The sequence below is a fragment of the Rhizobium leucaenae USDA 9039 genome, assembly GCF_000426285.1.
GTDB lineage: Bacteria > Pseudomonadota > Alphaproteobacteria > Rhizobiales > Rhizobiaceae > Rhizobium > Rhizobium leucaenae.
Genome location: NZ_AUFB01000019.1, coordinates 34,507 through 59,634, shown reverse-complemented (window position 1 = coordinate 59,634; position 25,128 = coordinate 34,507). Strand labels below are relative to the sequence as shown.

Annotated in this window: 22 protein-coding genes and 1 pseudogene; 8 read left to right on the top strand and 15 right to left on the bottom strand. The window is 59.4% G+C overall.

Features of this window, described 5'->3' with window-relative positions:
* Positions 1–3: 3 nt before the first annotated feature.
* The 12 genes from K290_RS0124080 to K290_RS0124025 form a co-directional block, all read right to left on the bottom strand.
* Complete coding sequence (locus tag K290_RS0124080; RefSeq protein WP_028754225.1) at positions 4–999, bottom strand: aldo/keto reductase; 996 nt, start codon at positions 997–999, stop codon at positions 4–6.
* 184 nt (positions 1,000–1,183) lie between these two features.
* A complete protein-coding gene (locus K290_RS0124075; RefSeq protein ID WP_028754224.1) occupies positions 1,184–1,939 on the bottom strand; it encodes an SDR family NAD(P)-dependent oxidoreductase in 756 nt (251 codons plus the stop codon).
* Positions 1,940–1,954: 15 nt separating this feature from the next.
* Positions 1,955–2,719 carry an SDR family NAD(P)-dependent oxidoreductase gene (locus tag K290_RS0124070; protein ID WP_028754223.1) on the bottom strand — a complete coding sequence of 255 codons (765 nt, stop codon included), beginning with the start codon at positions 2,717–2,719 and terminating at the stop codon, positions 1,955–1,957.
* A 9-nt stretch (positions 2,720–2,728) separates the two neighbouring features.
* Complete coding sequence (locus tag K290_RS0124065) at positions 2,729–3,763, bottom strand: proline racemase family protein (protein WP_028754222.1); 1,035 nt, start codon at positions 3,761–3,763, stop codon at positions 2,729–2,731.
* Positions 3,760–5,250: an aldehyde dehydrogenase family protein gene (locus tag K290_RS0124060; RefSeq protein ID WP_028754221.1), complete on the bottom strand. Its 1,491-nt coding sequence runs from the start codon at positions 5,248–5,250 to the stop codon at positions 3,760–3,762. Before K290_RS0124060 ends, K290_RS0124065 begins: the two co-directional genes overlap by 4 nt.
* A gap of 30 nt (positions 5,251–5,280) precedes the next feature.
* The gene (locus tag K290_RS0124055) at positions 5,281–6,531 is read right to left on the bottom strand and encodes an NAD(P)/FAD-dependent oxidoreductase (RefSeq protein WP_028754220.1); all 1,251 of its coding nucleotides are present in this window, start codon (positions 6,529–6,531) and stop codon (positions 5,281–5,283) included.
* 20 nt (positions 6,532–6,551) lie between these two features.
* Complete coding sequence (locus K290_RS0124050; protein WP_028754219.1) at positions 6,552–7,586, bottom strand: proline racemase family protein; 1,035 nt, start codon at positions 7,584–7,586, stop codon at positions 6,552–6,554.
* 89 nt (positions 7,587–7,675) lie between these two features.
* Positions 7,676–8,554 carry a dihydrodipicolinate synthase family protein gene (locus tag K290_RS0124045; protein ID WP_028754218.1) on the bottom strand — a complete coding sequence of 293 codons (879 nt, stop codon included), beginning with the start codon at positions 8,552–8,554 and terminating at the stop codon, positions 7,676–7,678.
* A 30-nt stretch (positions 8,555–8,584) separates the two neighbouring features.
* Positions 8,585–9,250: an amino acid ABC transporter permease gene (locus K290_RS0124040; RefSeq protein WP_028754217.1), complete on the bottom strand. Its 666-nt coding sequence runs from the start codon at positions 9,248–9,250 to the stop codon at positions 8,585–8,587.
* A gap of 9 nt (positions 9,251–9,259) precedes the next feature.
* Positions 9,260–9,922 carry an amino acid ABC transporter permease gene (locus K290_RS0124035; RefSeq protein ID WP_028754216.1) on the bottom strand — a complete coding sequence of 221 codons (663 nt, stop codon included), beginning with the start codon at positions 9,920–9,922 and terminating at the stop codon, positions 9,260–9,262.
* The gene (locus K290_RS0124030; protein ID WP_028754215.1) at positions 9,919–10,716 is read right to left on the bottom strand and encodes an amino acid ABC transporter ATP-binding protein; all 798 of its coding nucleotides are present in this window, start codon (positions 10,714–10,716) and stop codon (positions 9,919–9,921) included. The genes K290_RS0124035 and K290_RS0124030 overlap by 4 nt, the downstream gene beginning before the upstream one ends.
* Positions 10,717–10,784: 68 nt before the next feature.
* Positions 10,785–11,618, bottom strand: coding sequence for a substrate-binding periplasmic protein (locus K290_RS0124025; protein WP_028754214.1), 834 nt, complete (start codon positions 11,616–11,618; stop codon positions 10,785–10,787).
* A 199-nt stretch (positions 11,619–11,817) separates the two neighbouring features.
* Here K290_RS0124025 and K290_RS0124020 point away from each other — a divergent pair, with 199 nt between their 5' ends.
* The 5 genes and pseudogenes from K290_RS0124020 to K290_RS0124000 all read left to right on the top strand — a co-directional run bounded on the left by K290_RS0124020 (position 11,818) and on the right by K290_RS0124000 (position 16,741).
* The gene (locus K290_RS0124020; protein WP_028754213.1) at positions 11,818–12,537 is read left to right on the top strand and encodes a GntR family transcriptional regulator; all 720 of its coding nucleotides are present in this window, start codon (positions 11,818–11,820) and stop codon (positions 12,535–12,537) included.
* Positions 12,538–13,164: pseudogene (locus K290_RS38040) on the top strand (pyrroline-5-carboxylate reductase); the annotation flags it as partial.
* 94 nt (positions 13,165–13,258) lie between these two features.
* On the top strand, positions 13,259–13,849 hold the full coding sequence (locus K290_RS38460) for a substrate-binding domain-containing protein (RefSeq protein WP_342427030.1): 591 nt from the start codon (positions 13,259–13,261) through the stop codon (positions 13,847–13,849).
* 366 nt (positions 13,850–14,215) lie between these two features.
* Positions 14,216–16,261 (top strand): SPFH domain-containing protein, encoded by a 2,046-nt coding sequence (locus K290_RS0124005; RefSeq protein ID WP_028754212.1) that lies wholly within the window; start codon positions 14,216–14,218, stop codon positions 16,259–16,261.
* A gap of 201 nt (positions 16,262–16,462) precedes the next feature.
* The gene (locus K290_RS0124000; protein ID WP_202595639.1) at positions 16,463–16,741 is read left to right on the top strand and encodes a hypothetical protein; all 279 of its coding nucleotides are present in this window, start codon (positions 16,463–16,465) and stop codon (positions 16,739–16,741) included.
* Positions 16,742–16,808: 67 nt separating this feature from the next.
* On the opposite strand, the gene K290_RS34850 is transcribed toward K290_RS0124000, so the two are convergent.
* Together K290_RS34850 and K290_RS0123990 are read right to left on the bottom strand one after the other, a co-directional pair.
* The gene (locus tag K290_RS34850; RefSeq protein ID WP_183932646.1) at positions 16,809–17,117 is read right to left on the bottom strand and encodes an MliC family protein; all 309 of its coding nucleotides are present in this window, start codon (positions 17,115–17,117) and stop codon (positions 16,809–16,811) included.
* Positions 17,118–17,233: 116 nt separating this feature from the next.
* The gene (locus tag K290_RS0123990; RefSeq protein WP_028754210.1) at positions 17,234–17,839 is read right to left on the bottom strand and encodes a helix-turn-helix transcriptional regulator; all 606 of its coding nucleotides are present in this window, start codon (positions 17,837–17,839) and stop codon (positions 17,234–17,236) included.
* Between K290_RS0123990 and K290_RS0123985 the strand changes: the two genes are divergently transcribed.
* From K290_RS0123985 to K290_RS0123975, 3 genes are all read left to right on the top strand, one after another.
* Entirely contained in the window at positions 17,838–18,446 is a 609-nt protein-coding gene (locus K290_RS0123985) for a hypothetical protein (protein WP_028754209.1), read from the top strand. The two genes, K290_RS0123990 and K290_RS0123985, sit on opposite strands and share 2 nt — an antisense overlap.
* A gap of 257 nt (positions 18,447–18,703) precedes the next feature.
* Positions 18,704–21,265 (top strand): GcvT family protein, encoded by a 2,562-nt coding sequence (locus tag K290_RS0123980; RefSeq protein WP_028754208.1) that lies wholly within the window; start codon positions 18,704–18,706, stop codon positions 21,263–21,265.
* Between the two features lie 617 nt (positions 21,266–21,882).
* Positions 21,883–22,884, top strand: coding sequence for an ABC transporter substrate-binding protein (locus K290_RS0123975; RefSeq protein WP_028754207.1), 1,002 nt, complete (start codon positions 21,883–21,885; stop codon positions 22,882–22,884).
* A 139-nt stretch (positions 22,885–23,023) separates the two neighbouring features.
* Here the strand turns inward: K290_RS0123975 and K290_RS0123970 are convergent, their stop codons facing one another.
* The gene (locus K290_RS0123970; RefSeq protein ID WP_028754206.1) at positions 23,024–24,985 is read right to left on the bottom strand and encodes an elongation factor G; all 1,962 of its coding nucleotides are present in this window, start codon (positions 24,983–24,985) and stop codon (positions 23,024–23,026) included.
* Between the last annotated feature and the right edge of the window lie 143 nt (positions 24,986–25,128).

Genomic DNA, 25,128 nt, shown 5'->3' with positions numbered 1-25,128 from the left:
AAGCTAAAGACCGGCCAGCGCTTGATCGATTTTCGCCATTACATCTGCTTGCAGCGGCCCCTTCGCGAGGGCGCCGGCATTTTCCTCGACCTGGGCAACCGTGCGGAAGCCGGGAATTGGCAGCGTACGGGGCGAGCGCGCCCACAACCAGGCAAGAGCGCCCTGAGTCAGCGTGCGGCCACCTTCAACCAGCAGGTCTCTGACCGCTTCCAGGCGGGCAGCGAATTCAGGAGCGATCTTACCGTCCTTGAAATAGATCATCCAGCCGAGGCTTGCACCACGCACATCCTTCTCACCGACTGTTTTGTCGGGAGTGAACTTGCCGCTGAGCAGCCCCATCGCCAGCGGACCGCGATTGATGGAAATCAGATCATTGCGCTCGATAATATCGATCATCGCCGGAACCGGCTCGAAAACATTCATCGTATGCTGGATCGACACGAAGCCCGCGCGATGAATATGGCGTGCAGCGCGATCCGGATGGTCCGTACTCCAGCCGAAAGCGTCGATCTTGCCTTCGGCCTTGAGCGCTTCGAGCGTTTCGAAAACCTCATCCGAGGCTTCGATCGGAAAATCGTTGAGATGGAACTGCAGCAGGTCCAAACGGTCGCGACGAAGACGCCGCAAAGATGTCTCGGCGGACTGACGGATATAGACGGGATCGGCGCGGGGACCTGTCGCTTGTTTGGTCTTCTCGTCCGTCGAGGAGCCGAATTTGGTGGCGATGACGATGTCGTCTCGGTTGCCGATCGCCCTGCCGAGAACCTCTTCGGAATGCCCGGCTCCATAATTCGAGGCGGTGTCGAAGAAGCGAATGCCGAGATCGACGGCGCGCTCGATAGCGCGGATCGATTCATCGTCATCGACTTCGCCCCAGCCAAGTGGCACGTCGCCGGCATAGAACGGGCCGCCGATCGCCCAGCATCCCATGCCCAGGCGCGGGATCTCTCGCCCGTTCCAGAGGGTCATTGTGATGGCATTATCGAGTTTAGTCAGCATGTCATCCTCCGCGATCATCTGCTGTTAGCGGTAGAGATAGGGAGAGCGGCCCGGGTGGCAAACAACCAATTCCGCAGGGTATCTTTCACGGATGAAAAGCAGCGGCTTGCGACTGCCTGGCAAGAAGCCCTAATTTGTCGCTCCAACGCACTGCCGGTTCTCAGCGGACCCGAGTTTCAGTGCCTTAAGCCACAGCCTGAGCGCCGGTGATCTCGACAAGAGATCCGCACATGAATGCAGCTTCGTCGGATGCCAGAAATGCGACAAGCGCGGCGACCTCCTCCGGCTTGCCGATCCGCCCGAAGGGGACCAGCCTGTCCAGATCCGCGATCGTGCGGCCGGAGCGCCTTACCCCCGCTTCCAGCATTGGCGTGTGGATCTCGCCCGGGCATACCGCGTTGACCCGTATCTTGTCGGGCGCATAGTCGCGAGCCAGATTCTGGGTGAATGCTGCAACGGCCGCCTTGGTGGTGTTGTAGGCAATGTGATTGGGCGCGGGATAGAGCCCCCATTGCGAGGCCGTGTTCACGATCGCGCCACCGCCGGCCGCGATCATGTGCGGAAGAACCGCCCGGCACAGATGGAACATCGAGTCGAGATTGACTGTGAAGCTGATATCCCAATCCTCATCCGACAACGAAAGCAGATTGCCACGACGATTGATGCCAGCATTGTTCACGAGGATGTCCATACGGTTTTGCAAGCCGAATGCCCGATCCACCAGATCGAAGCACGACTCCTTCCTCGATATATCCGCCATAATCGCCATCGCATTGCCGCCTACGCGCTCGATGTCGCTGACGACCTGCGCCGCAGCCTCGGCGTTCACATCGGTCACGACGACAAGAGCTCCCTCGCTTGACAGGCGTTTCGCAATGGCCGAACCGATACCCCCGCCCGCTCCCGTGACGATCGCAACTTTTCCCTCGAAACGTTTCATAACAATCATCTCCAATTATCGAATGTAGCTTCCGCCGTTGACATCGAGGGTCGCGCCGTTCAGCGACGCCTGGCTCGGCCGCAGAACGAACGCGACCAGTTCAGCCACCTCGGACGGCTCGGCCATTTCGCCGATCGGAATGTCCGCAACGGCCGCCGCCTTCCCATGCGCAGCAATAAAATCCGCCGCCATGTCCGTGCGTACCCAGCCGGGAGCAATCGCAACCGCCGTTACCCCTTCGGCCCCGAAGCTGCGGGCAATCGACTTGGTCAGATTGACGAGCGCCGCCTTGGTGGCGCCATAAGGCATCGCATCGGCTGCATAACCACGCTGACCGGCGCGGCTGGCGATGTTGACGATACGGCCGCCGCCCTTTGCCTTGAAGTGGAGTATCGCTTCCTTGCACAGATCCGCCGCAGCAAAGAAATTCACCTGGAATTCCTTCTGCCATCTGGCGCGCCACTCCGAAACATCGGCGTCGATCCCGACCTCGGTGCGGATACCCGCATTGTTGACGATCGCGTGAATTCGGCCCGCTGCTTCGAGCGCCTCGCGCCAAAGCTTGAAAGCACCGTCCGCGGCTGAAAGATCCGCCTGGATCAGGAGGCCATTTCCGCCGAGCCTGTCCAGCAGGAATTCGGCCCCTGCCCGATCACCGCTATAGTGGACGATAGGCCTTGCTCCTTCGGCCGAAAGCCGCTCGACGATAGCAGCGCCGATGCCGCCCGTTGCGCCGGTCACAAGAATGGTCCGCCCCTCAAGTGGTAAGTCTCCTGTCATCGTCACCTCCTATCGCAATGAACCAATTTGCGGCCCCCAGGTATCGGACAGCGCGAAACCGCCTGGAAACGGATCGTCGTCAGACATGCGGAGCTGTTCCCGACCATAAATATAAGCCCGGCCGGTTATTCGGGGGAGCACGGCGCGCCGGCCTCCCACTTCCGCCTCGCCGACCGCCTCGACGAGAAATTCTCCGCCAATGATCGAGCGCGAGGTCCTATGATCGCCAATACCGACTTCGCCGCGCGCGAAAAGTGTAGCGAGATTTGCAGAGCTGCCGGTGCCGCAGGGCGATCGATCGACACGTCCGGGCTGCAGCGTGGTGCAGGTCCTCACAGCGCCATCCGCGTCACGTCGACGGAACATCACATAGGTGATCTCGTCGACACCAGCGAGGATCGGATGGGCGACGTCGACGTGTTCGGACAGTAACGCCTTCAGTTCGATGCCCGCTTCGGCAAGGGCGCGAGCGTTTTGCGGAGCGATATCAAGACCGAGCTGGTTGGCGTCGACGAGCGCATAATAGACGCCGCCAAATGCGATATCCGTCCGGATGCGGCCCCATTTCGGCGTGTCGATTTCCTTGTCCAATGCTTCCGCGAAGCTCGGCACATTGTCGAGGCTGACCGAGATGCATCTGCCGTCGCGGCATATGGCGCGCGCGATGATCAGTCCGGCTGGTGTGTCGAGGCGAACGACCGTCTCGGGTTCGCGCATCCGCACTTGCCCGCCTTCCAACAGTGCGGTCACCACGCAGATGCAGTTGCTTCCAGACATCGGATGCGCACGATCCGCCTGCAGGACGATGAAGCCGGCGTCGGCGTCGGATCGCGTCGGCGCAATGAGAAGGTTCACCGACATGGCCGCATTGGCCCGCGGTTCGAACGTCACGAACCGCCGAAGGCTGTCGTCCACCGCGTTGATGTGGTTCATCTTGTCGAGCATCGTCGCGCCTGGAATTTCGGGGGCTCCGCCGACGATGACTTTCCCGATCTCGCCCTGGCGGTGAACCTGAAGAAGATCGAGCGTCCGGTTCCGGCTCATTCAGCAGCCTCCGGTTTGATGTACCAGCCCCAGGGATCTTCGCTGACGTATTTCGTGATCTGCTTGGTTTCGAGATAATTGTCGAGGCCCCAGCGGCCGAGTTCACGGCCGATTCCGGACTCCTTGTAACCGCCCCAGGGCGCTTCCGTGAATGTGGGTTGCGAGCAGTTGATCCAGACAATGCCGGCCCTGAAAGCGGCAGCGACACGCTCCGCCCTGACATCGTCCCTCGACATGACCGCTGCGGCGAGGCCGAAGCGGGAATCATTGGCAAGCTCGATCGCCTCTTCCTCCATCTTGAAGGGTCTCACGCACACGACTGGCCCGAAGATCTCCTCGACCCAGGCGTCGCAGTCGAGGGGAACATCCGTCAGCACGGTTGGACGGAGATAATAGCCCTTGTCGAACCCTTCCGGCCGGTTACCGCCACAAGCGACCGTTGCGCCGGCGTTGCGTGCGGATTCTATGGCTGCGAGAACCTGCTCGTACTGCCGTTTCGAAACCAGCGGCCCCAGCAGCACGCCCTCCTCCAGGCCGTTGCCGATCCTAATCCTGTTCGTTTCCTCGATCAGACGCGCAAGAAAGCGCTCGTAGATCGCTTCCTGCACGAGAACGCGGGACGTCGCGGAACAGACCTGTCCCTGGTTCCAGAAGATGCCAAACATGACCCATTCGACCGCCTCGTCGATATCCGCATCTTCGAATACGACGAATGGCGACTTGCCGCCAAGCTCCAAGCTCACCCGTTTGATATCGCGGGCCGCCGCAGCCATGATCTTGGAGCCGACCGGGCCGGAGCCTGTAAATGCGAGCTTGTCCACTCCCTTATGATCGATGATAGCCTGTCCGGCTACGGATCCGGAACCGGTGAGAATGTTGAGGACGCCCGGAGGTAGCCCGGCCTCGTCGGCGATGGCAGCAAGCTCCAATGCGGTGAGCGAGGTCAGCTCTGCGGGCTTGAGGACAATCGTGCATCCTGCTGCGAGTGCGGGAGCGACTTTCCAGGCAGCCATCAGCAGCGGGTAGTTCCAGGGAATGATCGCACCCGCGACGCCGACAGGTTCTTTCACCGCCTTCGATGTGAAGCGATCGTCCGCAAGGGCAATCGTCTCCTCAGGATTATTGTCGCGTTGCTCGGCCAGTCCTGCGTAGAAATCAAAGCAGCCAGCCGCATCGGCAATGTCCCAATCGGCCTCGGGCAAGGGTTTGCCGTTGTCGAGGACCTCAAGGCGGGCAATCTCGGCCTGACGGGCGCGAATGCCGCTGGCGATCGCCCTGAGATATTGCGCGCGTTGGGCACCGGAAAGCTTCGGCCATCCATCCTTGTCGAACGCACGGCGGGCGGCCTTCACAGCGACGTCGACATCCTCGGCCGTTGCCGCAGCGATTGTCTGTATGACCTCTTCGGTGGCCGGGTTGACGACGTCGCATGTGCCGCCCTTGATCGGCTTCACCCATTGTCCGTCGATATAGAGTTCGCTTCGCATGTTCTTCCCTCTTTGCTTGCCGCGCTTGGTTCAAAACCGGTCGACGCGATAGGGTTTCATGTCCACGGGCGGTTCGACGCCCGTGATAAGGTCGGCCATCAACCGGCCGGTCGTTGCTGCATAGGTCAAACCGAGATGTCCGTGACCCGTGGCGTACCAGACATTCCTGCGCTTGGCCGACCGCCCCATGACTGGAATTGTGTCCGGCAGAGCCGGACGATGGCCCATCCATTCACTCGTCTGTTCCGCTCTCAGCTCCGGCAGCGCCTCCCTGGCGCGCTTGACCAGCACTCTGGCGCGGCGATAATCCGGCGGCGCATCGAGGCCGGCCATCTCGACCGTGCCGCCAACCCGGATGCCGCCCGCGGTCGGGGTCACCATGAAGGCGCGCGCCGGCCAGATGATCGAGTGACGCATGGAAATGTGCGGCGCCATGATCTGGGTGTGATAACCGCGCTCCGTCTCCAGCGGGATCGGCTCTTTCAGCATAGCGGACAGGCGTCCGGTGAAGGCGCCGGCGGCGAGCACCAAGTTGCCCGCTTCGATCCTGCGCCCGTCTTTGGTCCGGAGCGCCGTAACGCCGGTATCTGCCTGCTCGAAACCCGCGACCTCACCCCGTTCGATCCGTCCTCCGAGGGCCAGGAATTTTTCCGACAGGGCAACGACCAATTTGTAAGGATCGGCAATCGAGCGATTGTCGGGAAATAGAACCGCCTTGCCGATCTTTGTGGTCAGCGCCGGTTCGAGATCGCGGATGGCGTTGCCGCCGAGGATTTCATGGCGGAAACCGAAGCGTTCGAGAATCTCGATATGCTCGCGATCGGCGCGGAACTCCGCCTCGTCTGTGTAGAGGCTGAGGCAGCCCTCGGCGCCCAGCATGTCTTCAAGGCCGGTTTCCTTGAGCAGTGCGTTTAGGTCCTCATAGACACGGCCACAAAGTGCCGCCCCCGCAGCCTCCAGTTCCCTAAGTTTCGATGGCCGGCTGTTTCCAAGGAAGCGCATGAACCAAGGGACCAGTTTCGGCATATAGGCGGGCCGAATGCGGAGTGGTCCTTCCGGGTCCATGAGCCACCTGGGCATTTGAGCCCAGATGCCTGGCCGCGAAGCCGGCATGAATTCGGTTACTGCGATGCTCGCCATGTTTCCGTAAGACGCCCCCGTGCCGGTGCTGTCTTTATCGACGATCGTCACGCTCTCGCCTCGCCGCTGGAGTTGGTAGGCGATGGCTATGCCGATGATGCCGGCACCGACGACCACCAAAGGCGTTTTGCTTGCACTCATATCCGTTCCACACCGATGCATCAGACAGTCGTCATCCAGGTGTCAGCCATGGTGAACCCCTCTTGATAGGGATCGGTCGGATCCATGCCCATCTGATAAAGGCCGGTGATCCATGCTTGTCCGGCGATCGCGGGTATGACCGCGTCATATTTTCCGACCTTGGCCAATCCGTCGATGGTGCAGGTGAAACGACTGCCGGTAATCGATTCATGAACAAGGGTCTCGCCTGGCGCGATCAGACCCTTGGCATGCAACAGGGCAAGGCGTGCGGAGGAACCGGTGCCGCACGGCGAGCGGTCGCAGCGACCAGGGGAAACAACGACGCAGTTCTTGGAGACCAGCCCATTGTTCTCCCTGCGAAGCGGTCCCATGAACTCGGTATTGGTGATGCCAGGGATCGCAGGATTTTCCGGATGCGCCACAGCGAGCTGCTCGGCCGCAGCAAATTTAAGCTTCTGCCCGATTTCGCAGAGATCCCGGGCTTCGGAAGGATCGATCGAAAATCCAAGAGCCGCAGCGTCGACCATCGTGTAGGTCATTCCGCCGTAGACAATAGCCACGCGAACTGTTCCGAGACCTTCGACTTCGATGCTGCTATCGAGATGGTAGCAGAAAGCAGGTTGGTTCAAGAGCCGGACGCTCGTGACCTTTCCGTCTGCACATTCGCACCGGACCCTGATGAGGCCGGCGGGCGATTCCAAGACCAAAAGCGTCACCGGCTCCTGCATCGGAAGAATGCCCGTCTCAAGCAACACAGTCGCGACGCACATGGTGTTCGAGCCCGACATTGCCGGATACTCGGTGGTTTCAAGGATCACATAGCCGAAGTCCGCTTCGGGATGATTGGAGGGCAAAACAATATTGGCGTTGTGCCAGACGGCTCCACGTGGTTCGAAAAGGACAATCTTGCGGATATCGTCCATATGGGTCTTGAGATAGACCCGCTTGTCAAACATGGTCTGGCCCGGCACTTGACCGACACCGCCGACGATCACCTTGCCACTCTCGCCTTCTGCATGGCAATCGACGACGGACAAAACCTTTTTGAACCGCATAGTCCAAGCCTCCCACTATTTCAGCCAAACCGGATTTGTTGCGGCTCCGGCCGACGAAGCGGCCAGAACTCGTCGTCAAAAAATAGAATCTACCAGTTGAGGATCGGCTGCATGGCGGCCCTGAACTCGGCCTTTTCTTCGGCGTTCAGTTCACCCAGCGGGGCGCGGCAGTTGCCAACGGGCAGGCCTTGAAGCTCGCAGCCATATTTGACCTTCTGCACGAACTTGCCGCTCTCTAGGATGTTCATCGCACGATAGAGCACGATCATCTTCTCCCGTGCGGCGGCGAGATCACCCGAGCGGAAGGTTCGATCGAGATCGACGCAGGCCTTGGCCATGCAGTTGGCCGGTCCGCAGATCCAGGCATTCGCGCCCCAGAACATGAAATCAAGAGCGATATCGTCCGATCCGGAGATCAGGTCGATACGGCCCTTGTACCGGGAATGAATGTCGATCGCGCGCTGGAGGGAACCGGAGCTTTCCTTGATGCCGAGAACCCGAGGATCGTCCGCAAGCGCATCGAGGATGTCGAAACCGATCTCGACGCCGTCCTTATAGGGATAGCTGTAGAGCACGAGGTTGATGTCGGTGGCATCGAGCACCCTACGAAAATGCGCGAGCAGTTCGTCCTGCGTCGGGCGTGTGTAGAAGGGTGTCGCCAGCAAAACGGTGTCGTAGCCGATCTCCTTGGCCCGCAATGTGTTTTCAATGACCTCACGGCTCGCGGACGCGTTCGTGCCGGCAATCAGGGCTTCACCTTCCCTCGCGAAGTCCTTGACGAACCTCAATACGTCGTCACGCTCCTCGTTCGACAGCGCAGAATATTCGCCTGTCGAACCCATCGGAACCCATCCGGTTACTCCGGCGGCGCGCAGCGCAGTGAGGTGCCGCTCGAAGGCCTTGAAATCGACCCTCCCATTCGCATCGAAGGGGGTGATGAGCGCAGGCATGACGCCGGACAGTTTCATGGAAGTCTCCTGTGGATGAAGCGAGTGCGTTTAGATGGCGAGTTTCTTCAGGATGCGCGTCTCGATGAGGGAGACGGCTCGTGTTAGCGGAAAGGCGATGACGAAATAGATCAGGGCGACGACAGTCAGCACCTCGACGGGTCTTGCCGTGTTGTTCGAGATGTTCTGGCCGACGAACATGAGATCGACCATGCCAACAGCGGAAACCAAGGCGCTCTCCTTGAACAGGCTGACGCAGTTCGACAGCAGCGTCGGGATCGCGCGCAAGACGGCCTGAGGCAGCACGACATTGATGATCTGCGTATTTCGTGGAAGCCCGAGCGCAACGCAGGCATCCAGTTGCTCAGGCCCGATCGATTTCAGACTGGCGCGGAAGGTCTCGCTGGTGATCGCTCCCATGTAGAGGGTCAGCGCTATGATGCCCGAGGTTAGGTTCGATAGCTCGACACCCAGCAGCAGAGGCAGGCAAAAGAAGATCCAGAAGAGCTGGATGAGCACCGGCGTGCCGCGAAAGAATTCGACATAGATGCTGGAGACGGCCCGCAGCGCGACATTGCGGGAGGTTCTGGCGAGCCCCACCAAAAAGCCGAGAGAACATCCAAGCACGATGCAGATCACGGTCAGTTTGACCGTCATCCAAAGGCCGAGCAAAAGCGCGTGCTCGAAGCGGAGAAGGATCGAGAAATCGAGTGTCATCCTGGCCCCCTAGCTGACGAGAAGCTGCCGGCGGCGTTCAAGGAAGCCGACGATTTGCGTGATTGGAAACGACACGGCGAAATAGATCAGCGCCACGACCGTGAATGTTTCGATCGGCCGGTACGTTTCGGTCGCGAGCGTCTTTCCCTGGTACATGAGGTCCTGGATCGCCACGATCGCAACCAGCGCGCTCTGCTGGAAGATGACGATGCCGTTCGTCAGCAAGACGGGGATCGAGGCGCGGAATGCAGTCGGGAAGATGATGTAGAGCACTCGCTGCAATGGTGAGAGCCCAAGCGCGATGCCGGCGTCGAGTTGCTCTCGCGGAACCGCCTGGATCGCCGCCCGATAGGCCTCGGCATTGAACGCCATGAGATTCAGCCCGAGCGCCAGCACCCCCATTGTGATCGGGTCGAGGAAGACGTCGAAGATCATCGGAACGCAATAGAATATCCAGACGATCTGAACGATGGCGGGCGTGCAGCGGAAAAATTCGACGAACAGCATGAACGGCAATCGGACAAGCCTGTGAGGGCTCATGATCAGAAGGGCGAGCACAAAGCCGAAGACGATACCGATGACATTGGCCGCCGCGGTCAGCTCCAGGGAAACCCACAATCCCTGCAGCAGTGGCGCGATCGATACAGCGTTGAAGTCGAACGTGTAACTCACGCAACTGCCCCCTGCTGCTTGATGTGGAAAACGCGGTCGATGAATTCCTTGGTGCGTTCTTCCCTGGGCGAGCCGAGCACCTGTTCTGGAGGGCCGTCCTCGACGACGACACCGCCGGCACAAAAAATCACGCGCGAGGCGATGTTCTTCGCAAACCACATGTCATGGGTGACGATCATCATCGGCATGTTCTGGGATGCCAGTTGAAGGATCACCTGCTCGACCTCGCTGACAAGCTCGGGATCGAGCGCCGACGTAACCTCGTCGAAGAGCATCAGCTTGGGATCCAGCATCAGCGCCCGGGCGATGGCGACGCGCTGTTTCTGACCTCCGGAGAGCTGGGCGGGGTACGCATTGGCCTTGGCACCAAGTCCGAAACGCTCGAGAAGGGACTGGGCACGAGCCATCGCCTTCGATTTTGCCTCCCCCCGTACTTTGCAGGGTGCGAGAACGAGGTTCTGAATCACATTCAAATGCGGAAAGAGCGTATAGTGCTGAAAGACCATGCCGATCGACCGGCGGACTTCCGTATCGATGAGGGTCTTCTTGCCAAGGCCTTCGGACGAAATATAGGCCTTCCCATCGAAGCTGATCGACCCGCTGTCTACCTGCTCCAGGCCCATCATCACCCGGAGCAACGTGCTCTTGCCGCCGCCACTCGGGCCGATGACAACGACACGTTCGCCAGGTTTCATTTCGATGTCGATGCCTTTCAGCACCTGGATAACACCGTTGCCGTAACTCTTGTGGAGCGCCTGCATTTTCACGAGGGGAAGGTTGAAGGAGGTGGTCATGGCCGATCTCGGTTTGTCTGAAAAGCGAGAGAGTGCGTCGGCGACGAAGCGCCGACGCTGGGCGGGTCTTATTTTGCCCCCTTGAGGACTTCTTCGACGGCCTTGTGGATCAGTTCGTCGACGTGACCGGTGGCAACCTTTTCTTCGAGGAAGATGTTCGCGACTTCGACGTCTGCGGCCGACATGTTATGCGGCAGGCCAAAGGATACCCCTTGCTTGGCAAGCGCAGGTTTCGGATTGAGGGCCACGGCCCAATCGGGATTTGCCTGGGTCAGAAGCTGGTTGGTATCGGAGGCGTCGACCAGAACGTCGGCCCGCTTCGAGGTAAGGGCCAGGCGCGTCTCATCATTGCCCGGAAGGCGCATGATGGTGGCGTTCTTCACTGCGCCGGAGATGGCCTTGTCCTGGGCCGTTCCGGACATGACGGCGATCGTCACGCCGGCCTTGTCGAGGTCGGCCACAGAAGCTGCCGTCGCCGGAATCTTCGGATTGTTCTTATTATAGGCGAGCGAGATCTGATACTCCATCGCCGGGATCGAGAACTGGACGGCCATAGCGCGGGCCGGCGTCCGGTTCAGCGCCAGCGAGACATCCCATTTTCCGGCTTGAAGACCGGCAACAATATTATCCCAGGTCGTATCAACGAATTGCGGCTTCACCTTAAGAACATCGGCAAATTCCTTGCAGAGATCGGCAAAGAAGCCCGAATACTCGCCCGTTGCCGGGTCGCGCATGACATAAGGCGGCGCGACGGCCGCGCCACACCTCAAAACGCCCGCCTTCTGCACGCCCTGCCAATAGCCGTCGGCAGTCTGGGCGTAAGCGGCGGTTGCAGAAAGACCTCCCATCAGGGCGAGCGCGGGCAGCGCCCGCAAGGCGGACGTGATCAACTTCGAAAGCATCGGCATTCCTCTTTTGCTGTGCGCGAAGCGCGCGGTTCCACTCGTCGGCTTTAGCCGTTTCTTTTCTGTTTTCTGTCGGCTGCGTGTCGACTAGCAAATTTATGTCAACAGCGTGTCGACAAAGTCAAGCAAAAATTTTACATTGCCGACACTCTGCTTTTCTGGCCCAATGCAGTATCTGCGAATGAAAGGGACTTAAGTGTCTGACGAGACTGAAGTGAAACGCATCCGGGGAACCGGCTGGAAAAGCGTCTACGACACGCTGCGAAACGAGATCCTCGCTCTGACCTTGCCGCCGGGTCAGCTCCTCGACGAAATGAGCTTGGCCGAGCGCTTCGACATGTCGCGATCGCCGGTACGCGAAGCCTTGATCCGCTTGGGCGCCGAAGAGCTGGTCGTGACGCTTTCCAATCGCAGCACAATCGTTGCGCCCATCGAGGTGGCGACCTTTCCGAAATATGTGGAAGCACTCGACATTGCCCAGAGGATGAACACGCGGCTGGCGGCGGCACTGCGAACCGATACCGACCTCAAGCTCATTGCCAAACGGGAAAAGGCGTTTGCGACCGCGGTGAAAACCGGAAATCACCTGGCGATGTCGGAGGCGAACAAGGAGTTCCATATGGCAATCGCCTATGCTGGCAAGAACCAGTATCTGGCCTCCTTCTATGACAAGCTCCTGTCCCAGGGTCAGCGCATGTTGCACCTGCATTTCGAATATCTGGAACGCACCCATGAGGGGTATCTCCTCACGGACGAGCATAGCCTGATGCTGGAGGCAATCCGGGATAAGAACGTCGATCTGGCCGATGAGCTTGCCCATGCCCATACCCGGCAATTCCAGGACAACTTCATCAACTTCATGCGCGAGAACTACACGACCGACGTCCCGCTCGGACCCGCGCGAGCCGCGGAGTAGATGGCGAACATGAAAGCAATCGGCTTTGTCGGAACCGGAGCGATCACGGAAGCCATGGTGCATGGCCTCCTGGCCAAGCCGGCATATGTATCCGAGATCCATCTCTCGCCTCGCAATGCAGAGACCGCAGCAAGGCTTGCCGCCAAGTTCGACAGCGTAGCTGTGGCGTCCGAGAATCAGACGGTCGTCGATCACAGCGACATCGTCGTCCTCGCCATACGCCCGCAGATTGCCGAGAGCGTCATCCGTGAGCTTCGTTTCAGAGATGGGCAAAGCATTGTCAGTGTTGTCGCCACGCTGGAGCGCCAAAGCTTGCTCGACTGGATCGGTGCCGATGTCGACCTGGTGCAGGCGATCCCGTTGCCATTCGTCGCAGATCGCCAGGGCGTGACCGCCATCTACCCTGCCGATAGGGAAATAGCGGCCCTGTTCGATGCGCTTGGCGCCGCCATTCAATGCGAATCCCGAAAAGAATACGACCTCCTTGCCGCGGCCAGCGCCATGATGTCGACCTTCTTCGGGGTGATGGAGTTTACAACCGAATGGCTGGAAAAGAATGGGCTTCATCGATCGAAGGGGCAGGCCTACATCGCGCCGCTATTTACCAGTTTGGCTGTTTCCGCCAATCTGTTGAAGATGGGAGAGACTGCCGATGCCGTCGCAATGATCACCGCAGATCAGCCAAGCGATAGACGAGTTGCGGAGCAAGGGGGTTCCTGCGGTGGCCTTCGTGACCGACATTTCTGCGGCGAGCCGCGCCGGCTTCGTGGGGACCGACAATTGGAAAGTAGGGCGCACAGCAGCCTGGTTCATAAACCAGGCCGCAAATATGCCAGGGAAAGTATTTCCGTTGATCGGAAGCAATCGCTATCAATGTCAGGACATAGCGGACGCAAGCTTTCGTTCCTACATGCGCGAGCATGCTCCGCAGTTGCATGTCAGCGAACCACTGCTAACGTTCGAAGAGCCTGACCTCGCATATCAGATCGTCCACAATCTCCTCGCTGCAGAAAGCGAACTTTGCGGCCTTTTCGTCAAGGGCGGCGGCATCTCCGGTGTTCTTCGGGCCGTGCGCGAGTTGTCTTCGGAAAGACAGAGTAAGATCAAAATAGTTTCACGCGACGTTGGCCCGGAAACGAGAAAAGGATTGAGTGAAGGGCTCATTACTGCATCGCTATGCCATCCTTCCGATAGAATGGCGCAGGAGCTGATCGATGTCATGCTTCGACGGCTGGAATTGAGAGATACCCCCTCCATCGAGCAGCGTATCGTTCCGTTCGATATTCTGACGCCGGAAAGCATATGGACGTGAAGCGCTGCCGAAACAATCGAGCGGAAACGGCCTAATTCAGTAGAATTGAATGCTCGAAATCGCGACATCGTTGGAAGTACTTATCCGATTTCCGCTTTGGGCGTCTTTAAACCTGTAGGCGCAATCCCCACGTCCTCTATCGTTATGTCTATCAAGGCAACTCCGATGTGAGAGCACTCACGACCAGGCCGTCCCCTGTGGGGACTCGGGGACGCACGGTCATTTTCCCAGACAATGAGCAGCCCAAGCGTTCGATACGCCCTCAGTGCGTCGAGCGTATAATTGCGCAATTCCCCCGTCTATCAACCAATACCAACCGGGCGGCCGGTCGGGTGGACGAACCCGTGCGCCCATAGGAGAGAAAAGATGGAAACCTTACCCTATCTCAGTCCGATGGAATGGATGGCAATCGAAATCGCCGTCCCGGTCATCGTGCTGGCAATCCTGTTTCGGTTGAGCGGCGTGATCCGCTATATCCCCAACGACAGGCTCGGCATTCTCGAAAAGCTGTGGAGTTTTCGCGGCTCCGTCGAGAATGGCTTCATCGCGCTCAACCGCGAGGCCGGCTTCCAGCCGGAAGTCGTGCGCGGCGGCCTGCACTTCTTCATGCCGTTCCAGTATTCGATGCACCGCGCCGATCTCGTGACCATTCCGCAGGGTCAGATCGGCTATGTCTTCGCCCGTGACGGCAAGCCGTTGCCGCCGACCCAGACGCTTGCCTCGAATATCGAAGCGGATGACTTCCAGGACGTGCGCGGCTTTCTCACAAAGGGCGGCCAGAAGGGTCCGCAACGCAAGATCCTGCGTGAAGGCACCTATGCCATCAATCTCGCGCAGTTCATCGTGCTGACCGCACAATCGACCTATGCCGTCAACCTGAGCTCGTCGGAACAAAAACTGTTTGCGGACATGTCGAAGCTGATCACGGAACGGAATGGCTTCGAGCCCGTCGTCATCCACGACGCCGAGGACATGATCGGCATTATCACCATCCATGACGGTCCCGCACTTCCGGATGGTGAGATCATCGCGCCGACCGTTGCCAACGACCCGAAGGATCCGAACTTCCACAACAATTTCCAGGATCCGGAGAAGTTTCTCAACGCCGGCGGTTATCGCGGCCGGCAGTTGCAGGTGCTGGCCGACGGCAGTTATTTCCTTAACCGCATCTTCGCGACCGTCGAACTGGTGGAAAAGACGATCATCGACGTTGGCACGGTGGGTGTCGTTGTCTCCTATACCGGCCGGCGCGGCGCGGATATTTCCGGCAAGTCCTATCGCCATGGCGAGCTGGTCGAGACGGGCGCACGCGGTGTCTGGTCGACGCCTCTTCTGCCCGGCAAATATGCGTTCAACACCTATGCCGGCAATATCGTCATCGTTCCGACCACCAACTTCGTGCTCAAATGGACCAAGGAACAGTTCGGCGAACATAAGCTGGACGAGAATCTTTCCGAAGTGTCGCTGATCACCAAGGACGCCTTCGAGCCGATGCTGCCGCTCTCGGTCGTCGTGCATATCGACTACATGAAGGCGCCGCTCGTCGTGCAGCGTTTTGGGGATATCAAGCGGTTGGTCGAACAGACGCTCGATCCGATGGTCTCGGCCTATTTCAAGAACATCGCCCAGACCAAGACGCTGATCCAGCTCCTGCAGGAGCGTAGTGACATCCAGCGCAAGTCCGGCGAGGAAATGCGCGAGAAATTTGCCTCCTACAGCCTCGAACTGCAGGAAGTGCTGATCGGCACGCCGCGCGCCAATAATGGCCAGAACAGCATAGAGCAGATCCTGATCCAGCTACGCGAGCGCCAGATCGCCGTCGAAAAGGTCGAGACCTATAAATTGCAGGAGGCTGCCGCGATCCAGGAGCGCACATTGCGCGAGAAGGAAGCGCTCGCCGAACAGCAGGCCAAGATCACCACATCCGCGCTGACCATCGAGATCAGCGAGAACGAGGGTAAGGCGCAACTCGCCCGCACCCGCCAGCAGGCGGAAACCATTCAGGTCACCGCCAAGGCAGAGGCCGAGAAAGTGCGCCTCGCAGGCCTCGGCGAGGCCGACCGGATCAAGGCTATCGCACTTGCCGATGCCGAACGTATCAAGGCGACCGGTTTTGCGGATGCCGAGAAGGTGCGCGCCGTCGGCCTGGCGGAAGCCGAAGCCACCGAGAAGAAGGTCGCCGCCTTCGGCGGGCCGGACTATCAGCTCAACTCGCAGGTGCTCATGCGCTTTGCCGAGGCGATCGAGAACGGCAGGCTGCCGCTCGTGCCGCAGATCCAGGTCGGCGGTGCCGGTGGCGAAAAGGGTGCCACCAATGGTCTTGTCGAGATGATGCTGTCGATGCTCGTCGCCGACCGCCTGGGACGGCAGGGTTCGCCGGCTGCTGTGCCGGTGCCGATCGAGCAGGATTGATTGTGGATGGGCCGGCTATGCCGGCCCGTTTCGCATCCAGTATTTGCCGGGTGTCTCAGCGAAGTTTTCTGAACGTATCAATTTTGTTTCCGGCCTCACAAATGTGCTTTCCGGTGATTGCCTCCCATTCGCAGCTACGTATTTTGCGCAACGTAAGTGATTGATCTCTCGCCACGAAATTTAGATTTAATGGAGTCGTTGATGAAATTTTTATCATTACTGTCGCGCCGCTCGGCGGTCGCATTTTGCGTTGGAATGGCGGTTGCTACGAGTGCCATGATCGTCCTGCAGCCGAGCCACGCCGAAGCCCAATGGGGCTCCAATCAGCCTTTTATGCAGTCGGCGCTCAATTCGCTGCTTGCTGCGAAATCATCGCTGCAGAAGGGAGCGACCAATAAGGGAGGTCATCGCGTCAACGCGCTTAGCCTGGTCAGTCAAGCGATCGTCGAGGTGCAAGCCGGCATGGCCACCGCCAACTGATCGCGCTTGCCGGAAAACTCATTCCAAAGGCGCCGGGAGGGGCGCCTTTTTCGTTCGATTTTTTGAATTATTGCGTATGGCAGTTCGTCGATCTGCCGGCTAGTTCCAACTGCGCGTCTTTGCCTTTGATCCAGAAGAGCACGTTGCCATCCGTGTAGCGGGCACCTGAACCGGACATCGCCTGCGGCAAGCGGAAGCTGTTTCCACCAGTCGTGATCAGGGCCTCTTTGGTCGAATTCATGAAGCTTGCAGTCAACGTTGTGCCGTCGTCGCAGCGATAGACGATACCGACATGGTCCTGCGCGAAAGCACAGGCCGCACTCAACAGGAATATTGCACTTAGCGGTCCGAACACAGCCATGCCGATCCTATTCACGCCTATCTCCTTCTCCTTGCGTTAGAAAGCGCGGACGCTAGCGGAAGCGGGAAAAGGCGGCTTTGCCGTATATTCCATCGCGCCTTGCACACCGTCTCATATCTTGAGGCGAGCGGCTACCGCCGGCGTTCGGTACGAAGCACCGAAAGTTGCGGCATGGCGCCGGTAAGCTGGGCCACCCAGCGGGCCGATTCCGCGTCGGGGCGCGGCTCGGCCGGGTGATCGTCGGGAGGTGCATTGGCGCTCCGCAATGAACGCTCGCGCGCTTCCCCCGGCGTGATGCCAAACTCGCGACGAAAGGCGCGGATGAAGGTTGCGTCCGAGCTGAACTGGCATTCGATGGCGACATCGATGATCCGCCAGGGGCGGAATGCCGGAGAAACCAGGATGGCGAAGGCGCGGTGAAGCCGGCGCTGCTGAATGTAGCTTGCGGGGCTCTGCGGCGCAAATAGACGATAGAGGCTCGCACGCGACAGCGCGAAGCGACGGCAGAGATTGGCGACGTCGAGCGAATCTGCGCCGAGATTCTCCTCGATATGCCGTTTGATCCTGGTCCGCAGCGCCTCCTGAGATAGGCGTGGCAGGACGTCTGCGCTGTCGGCGTGCCACTCCATGCCGCCGGCTGCGAGCTGCGTCAGGGATTGTGCCGCCGCTTGGCGCTCCATCTGCGTAAGTTGCGTCGCGCAACGCCGCAGGGCCAGCATATGCTCGCCGATCAGCATGCCAAATGCCGTCTCGCGCCTTGCAGACAATCGCCGGAATGTTTTCGATTGCAGCGAACAGGGGCGCCAGCAAAGGGCGAGGAAGCATGAAGCTCAAGACCTGAACGACACCGTCGTCGCCCGGGATTTCGCGCGTCAGATGGGGTTTGCTCATATTGATCAGCGAGACATCGCCCGCCCGCTGCAGGAAGGTGCGCTCGCCGACGATGAACTCAGCGCCGCCGCCGAGATATATGACGAGCTGAAAATGATCGAGACCGCGAGCGATATGCTCGGGCGTCCTATTATAGCGCAAGGCGCTCGATCGGCTTTCCAGCAGCAACGCGCTGCCGAGATGCAGCGTCGTGGCCACGAACCGGAAATTCTCCGCTTCGCCAAGCAGCGTTGCGTCACAAATGTCGACGATCAGCTCGCACAACCGCTCGAATCCCTGCTGTGGCGAGGCGAAAGCGGCCGCATCAAACAAAAGCGGCTGTCCGTCTGCGCCGGGCGCGGCTTCAACGCTCATTTCGCTTCTCGGGGTCGGGGTGGTAACGGAATAGAAAGGCTACGCAACGATTTTCCAGAGACTTGGCTATCGTGGAAAGAACATGGATTTGGGCGATAGGCAAGGCGCCTTTTGCACAGCGGCGCGCTTGTCGCCTTCAGAGTTCTAGTGCCTCTGACCGAAGAATGGGATATTGCGCTCAGCGGACGACCTGGCCATGAGGTAAATGTCAGAAGTGGGACTGGCTGACTCGTAGCTTCGGATGGCACGCATGGAACATCTGCTGTCGGAGTCTGTCGCATGGTCCATCGAAAACATTGCTAGACCCGGTCTCATAGAGTGAATTTCAACCTCATTAGAAACGAAGAGGGGTAAAAATGTCAGCGTTTCCCGAAACAGCGAGGGTCGTCATCGTCGGCCTCGGAGGTATCGTTGGTGCGTCGATCGCGCATCACCTGATCGAACGCGGTTGGGACGACATTGTCGGCATCGATAAATCGGGCATCCCCACTGACATCGGGTCTACGGCGCATGCCTCGGATTTTTGCTACACCACCAGCCATGACTACCTCTCGGTATGGACGACCCAGTACTCCATCGATTTCTTCGAAAAGATGGGCCACTATGCCCGCATCGGCGGTCTCGAAGTCGCTCGTACCGGCGACGATACCTGGATGGAAGAGATCAAGCGCAAGGTGACATCGGCCAAGTCTTTCGGCACCCGCGCCCATCTCGTGACGCCCTCCGAGATCAAGCAGATGTTCCCGCTGATCGAGGAAGATCAGGTCATGGGCGGCATGTTTGATCCGGATGCCGGCCTCGTCGTTCCACGCTCGCAAACGGTCGCCGGCAAGTTGGTCGACGCCGCGGAGAAATCCGGCAAGCTCAAAATGTTCGGCAACACGCCGGCCAAGTCACTGATCGTCGAAGGCGGCCGCATCAAGGGCGTCGTAACCCATCGCGGCACCATCATGGCCGACCACGTCGTTGTCTGCGCCGGACTCTGGGGCCGCTTGATCGCCGAAATGGTTGGCGAAGATCTGCCGGTCATGCCTGTCGACCACCCCCTCACCTTTTTCGGCCCCTACAACGAATTCGAAGGCACTGGCAAGGACATCGGCTATCCGCTGCTGCGCGACCAGGGCAACTCCGCCTATATGCGCGACACCGGCGACCCGAAGACCACGGAAGGCGGACAGATCGAGTGGGGCTACTACGAGAAGGACAATCCGCGTATGTGCCATCCGCGCGAATTGCTTGAAAAGCACGAGGCACGCCTCTCGCCGTCGCAGCGCGACCTGGACATGGAGCAGATTCTCGAGCCGCTCGAACGCGCCATGGAACTGACGCCAATTCTCGGCGAACTCGGCTATAATGAAGGCCACTCTTTCAACGGTCTCCTGCAAGTGTCCGCCGCCGGCGGTCCCTCCTGTGGCGAGAGCCAGAAGGTGCGTGGCCTCTGGTACTGCGTCGCCATTTGGGTCAAGGACGGTCCCGGATACGGCAAGTTGATCGCCGACTGGATGACCGATGGCCGCACCGAGATCGACCACGCCAGCATCGACTATTCGCGCTTCTACCCGCACCAGCTCGAAGAGAAATTTATCGAAAGTCGCTGCTACGAAGCCGCGCAGAAGATCTATTTCCCGGCGGTCCATACGCGCGAACCCTATGCCTCGAGCCGCAACGTCAAGCGCTCGCCTTTCTACGAGCGCGAAAAGGAGCTTGGCGGCTATTTCATGGAACTCGGCGGGTGGGAGCGTGCTCACGGCTACGCCGCCAACGAACATCTGCTGGAGAAATACGGCGACCGGGTTCCGGTTCGCGAAAACGAATGGGACAATCGCCACTTCTGGCGCGTCTCCAATGCCGAGCATCTGGCGATGAGCGAGGACTGCGGTATCGTCAACCTCAGCCACTTCTACATGTTCGATGTCGAAGGGCCTGACCATGTCGAACTCATGGAATGGGTCTGCGCCGCAAAGATCGGCGGCGACGCCAATATCGGCAAGGGCATCTATACCCACTTCCTCGACGACGAGGGCATGGTGCGTGCCGACTTGACGGTCATCCGCATGGCCGATCGCTGCCGCGTTATCGACGGAGCCGACGCCGGCCCGCGCGATTTCCACTACATCAAGCGTATTGCCGAGGATAAGGGCTTTAACGTCACCGTCACGGACGTCTCCGAAAAGTTCGTCACCATCGGCATCTGGGGTCCGAACGCCCGCGCCACGCTGAAGAAGGTCGTTGCCGATCCGGCGGGACTCGATCCCGAAAACTTCGCCTTTGCCGCGATCAAGCCCATCGAAATCGCCGGCAAGCGGGTCACTGCCTTCCGCATCTCTTATGTCGGCGAGCAGGGCTGGGAACTGCACATGGCCTACGAGGATGGGCTTGCCGTCTGGGATGCGCTGCGTGCAACGGGTATCATGGCCTTCGGCGTCGAAACCTATGCCAATTCGCGCCGCTTGGAGAAAAGCCTGCGCCTGCAGAACGCGGACCTCCTGACGCAGTACAACCTGCTCGAATGCGACCTTGCCCGCCCGAAGGTCAAGGAAGCTGACTTCCGCGGTAAGGCGAAACATCTGGAGTACAAGGCGCGCGACCATCAACCGGCCGTGCTCTGCACGCTCGTCATGATCGACAACGTCGACAGCCAGGGTGTCGCCCGCTATCCGCTCGGCAACCTCCCGGTCATGGATCCGGAAACCGGCAAGGTCCTGGTGGATGAGCTCGGCCGCCGCTCCTATACGACTTCGATCGCCTTTGGTCCCACTATCGGCAAGAACATCGCGCTCGCCTACCTGCCGTGGAGCTATTGCCAGGAAGGACGCAGGCTGAACATCGAATATTTTGCCGAGACCTATCCGGTCGAGGTGGTCGGCATCGGTTACAAGCCGATCTATGACCCTGAAAGCCTGAAGCCGAAAAGCTAGGTGCTTCGCAGGGGCCAGCACTTCGACAACACGCATTGGAGCGATTTCTGACGCCGCCATATCTCGGCGGCGTCAGCCAAACACCGGCCTTGCGCCGGGCCTAATTCGAGCGCCATTCGAAATCCAGATCGAGACTCGTGCCTTCGAGGAAGACTTATTGCTTGCTCCCGTTGTCAATGTCTTGAAATAACACCGGATTGTCGCAAAACTCCTATGTGTGATTCAGACGCGCTATATACGATGGCAAAAGCGGTGATCCACATTCGTCGACGTGGGAAAGGTCAGTACCCTTTCAATGATGGCCAGCATAGAATGCCCAGCTTTCAAGCAGCCTGATGCCTTGTGTGGGCTGGTTGAACATTTGCCGCCAACAGCAGCATCAATCAGATCGGCGAACATAAGCACGGTTTTGAGCCATGCCCTTCAAACTCTGCTAAACTGCATATGCGCTGATCACAGCGCATATGCAGTTGCGAAATGCAGGTTGGCAGGCGTTGCGCGTCGGTTGCTTTACAGGGATCGGTCAGTGCAGGAGGACCACTCCTGACGACCGTTGAAGCGGGTTCACGCGGCGAAACCCGCTCGTTCAAGACATGCCGTAAAAAGAGGGAGCGACAATGAAAAAACTACTTGCGTCCACATGCCTGATGTTTGGCCTGCTCGGCGGAGCTTCGATCGCAAGCGCCGCAGAATGCGGGAGCGTCACCATCGCCAGCATGAACTGGCAAAGTGCGGAGGTGCTATCGAACCTCGACAAGATCATTCTGAACGAAGGCTACGGCTGCAGCGCCGAAATTACTGTGGGTGACACCGTCCCCACGATCACCTCCATGGCGGAAAAGGGTCAGCCCGACATCGCGCCGGAAGCCTGGATCGATCTTTTGCCCGAAGTCGTCAAGAAGGGAACCGAGGAAGGGCGCATCGTTCAAGTTGGCTCGCCTCTACCCGACGGCGGTGTGCAGGGCTGGTGGATTCCGAAATACATCGCCGACGCTCATCCGGATATCAAGACAATCCCGGACATGCTGAAGCATCCCGAAATTTTCCCCGATCCGGAAGATTCCAAGAAGGGAGCCATTTTCAACGGCCCGCAGGGCTGGGGCGGCACGATCGTCACCTCGCAGTATTATAAAGCCTTCAATGCTCAAAAGGCAGGCTTCACGCTCGTCGACACCGGCTCGGCCGCCGGCCTCGACGGCTCGATTGCCAAAGCTTACGAGCGCAAAGAGGGCTGGGTTGGCTACTACTGGGCCCCGACCGCTCTTCTCGGCAAATACGCGATGGTGAAGCTCGATGCAGGCGTGCCGAGCGATCCTGCGGAATGGAAGCGCTGCAATACCGTTGCGGACTGCCCCGATCCGAAGCCGAACGCCTGGCCCACAGACCATGTCGTCACGCTTGTTGCAAAGCCCTTCTCCGAGAAGGTTGGTCCGGATGTCATGAACTACCTTTCGAAGCGCTCCTGGAGCAACGAGACCGTCAACAAGCTGATGGCCTGGATGACGGACAATCAGGCGAGCGGCGAAGACGGCGCCAAGCACTTCCTGAAGGAAAACAAGGACGTTTGGACGAAGTGGGTTTCGCCGGAAGCGGCCAAGAAAATCGAAGCTTCTTTGTAAGCGCAGATCATGTGGTGCGCGCCATGCGCACCGCTTTCTTGGCTGCCGACAAAGTCAAAAGACTTGTCAGCCCTGCATGAGAAAAGGGGAGCGGCCGTCACCACGGCCGCTCCGTCTATGTTCACCTGTCACGAGCCGCTCAGTGCTCGGCTCGGAATGTCTCGTGCGCCTTGATGACGGCGTCCGCCTCCTTGCCATAAAGCTCTTCGAAATGATCGAAGGCCTTGGAAAAATAGCCGATGCCCTGCGTCGCCGAGCGTAGCGCGCGCGCCAGATCATCGAGCGCGCTGCCCGGAACGAGTGCGCGGAAAATGTCCCATCCCTTCGCCGTCTCATCGCGATCGAAGCCGAGGACCTGGCCTTTGAGGGCCGAGACGATCTGGACGAGATTGCCGGAATAGACCGACGGTATGTGAATTTCGCAGCGGAAGATCGGCTGCATCAAGACGGTCGCTCCTTCGGAAAGCGCCTGCCGCACGCCCATTTTCGACGCGGTCCGGAAGGCGTGTTCCGAACTGTCGACAGCATGGTGCTGGCCGTCCTGCAGCGTTACGCCGACATCGATGACCTGAAAACCGAGCGGCCCTTTCTCCATCGCTTCGCGCGCGCCCGCTTCGACGGCGGGGATGTAGTTGCGCGGAACGACGCCGCCCTTGACCGTTTCGTTGAAGGTGAAACCCTGGCCGCGGGCGTTGGGATGGATGTTCAGCTTCACATCCGCGAATTGCCCGGCGCCGCCCGTCTGTTTGCGATGGCGGTAATGAACATCCGATGATTTCGCGATTGTCTCGCGGTAGATCGGGCTGGGCGTCCGGTCGGTCACATCGATATGAAAGACATCGGCCAGGGTTCGGCAGAGATCGCGCAGATGCACAGGTCCCTGGGCGCGCACGAGCTGAGCGCCGGTGCCTTCCTCCTGTAGGACGATCAGGCCCCGATCCGTCTCGGAAAGTTTCGCCAATGTTTCGGAGAGCTTGTTTTCATCGCGTTCGCTGCCCGGAACGAGAATCCGTTCGAGCATCGGCGTGGGTGGCTCCGTCCACTCGGGCGGCATGACCGTCGCGTCTGATGTCAAAAGCGACGGGACGGGCAGATGGTCGGACTTGACCGCCGCGAAGACATCCCCGGGCGCAGGTATGACCGCTGAATTGGATCGTCCGTTTGCGGGATCCTGCACGGCGCCGAGGCTGGAGCCGCCCAGTGATGCGCCTTGCCGCAATCCCTCATTAAGCGCACGCACCAGCACCGTCTTGCCGATATTCTGACGATGATAGGCATGGAAGCTCACGGCTGTCAGCCTTCCCTCGTCGACGGCGCCCGCACGCGCAAGACGCTGCCGAAGAGCCGATACGGGGGGCGCCTCGTGGCGCAACGCCTTCATTAGCCTCATCATGCCATTTCCATGGCTTGCAGCACCGATCAGCACCGGGATAATCTTGTTTTCCCTCAGAACGCGCGACGAGATCGCATAAAGCGCGTCGCTCGCCGGTTCCCGGTCCTCGATCAATTCCTCGAGGAGCCAATCGTCGAATTCGGACAGGTGCTCCAGCAGCTCGGTGCGCGCTTCATGCTCGCGTTCGGCGGTACTTTCGGGAATTGCGATCAGTGCCGACGTCTGACCTTCCCGGTATTGCCATGCCCTCTCCGAAATCAGATCGCAACTACCGACGATTCTGTCCCCCTCGCGGATCGGGATCTGGCGAAGCAGAAGCGCGTGATCGGCATAATCCTGAAGCGCGGCGATCACGTCCCTCAGCCGTCCCCTCGGCTCGTCCATGCGGTTGATGAAGAGGATGCAAGGCGTCCCCGACGCTTCGATCACGCGCAGATAGGGCGCGGCGAGCACAGCCTCGTCGGGCGCCGGTGAAATGCACAGGATGCAGGCGTCGCTGGCAAGAAGCGCATGCTGTACATGCGGCAGCGCTTCATTAGGTCCCGGCGCATCCAACGCACACCAGGTTTCGTTTGCAAAGGTAAATTCCGTCAAGTTCAGCCCGTATGGGGAGCTGGATTTTCTAGGCGGCCCCTCCAGCGAGCTGAGCTTTTCAACGACCGTCGATTTTCCGGTCTGTGAGGGTCCAAGTACGGTAAAGCAGCGCATCGATATTCCTCCAACTGCCATAAAGTACAATTTTCGGCCACCACAGGATGCCCCGAACCGCGGCAAGGCGCCAGAGGCACAATTTTCTTATTGAGAATCGGTGAGATTGGATTGTATTCGCAGCAAAGTCGAAAGTGTTGCGC